A 238-nucleotide genomic window follows, 5' to 3' on the forward strand; every position below is an offset into this window, starting at 1 on the left:
ATTCTTTGTTGGGATATCGCCAAGCGGTAAGGCAGCAGGTTTTGATCCTGCCATTCCCAGGTTCAAATCCTGGTATCCCAGCCACTTTCTAAAAGTGACAAAGAATACTCAATGAAGAGTCTAAAATAACTACCAGTACATTAGTACGAACGATGCGGGAGTGGCGGAATTGGTAGACGCGCTGGATTTAGGTTCCAGTAACTTCGGTTGTGAGAGTTCAAGTCTCTCCTTCCGCACC

General features: G+C 46.2%; 2 tRNA genes. Both read left to right on the forward strand.

The window, feature by feature from the left end:
* The first annotated feature begins 9 nt into the window (after positions 1-9).
* Positions 10-84: transfer RNA gene (locus C2M25_RS06880), tRNA-Gln, on the forward strand.
* A gap of 70 nt (positions 85-154) precedes the next feature.
* A tRNA-Leu gene (locus C2M25_RS06885) sits at positions 155-236 on the forward strand.
* Positions 237-238 lie beyond the last annotated feature (2 nt).

Origin of the sequence: Pseudoalteromonas sp. T1lg21 (genome assembly GCF_002964625.1) — a bacterium.
Taxonomy (GTDB): domain Bacteria; phylum Pseudomonadota; class Gammaproteobacteria; order Enterobacterales; family Alteromonadaceae; genus Pseudoalteromonas; species Pseudoalteromonas gelatinilytica.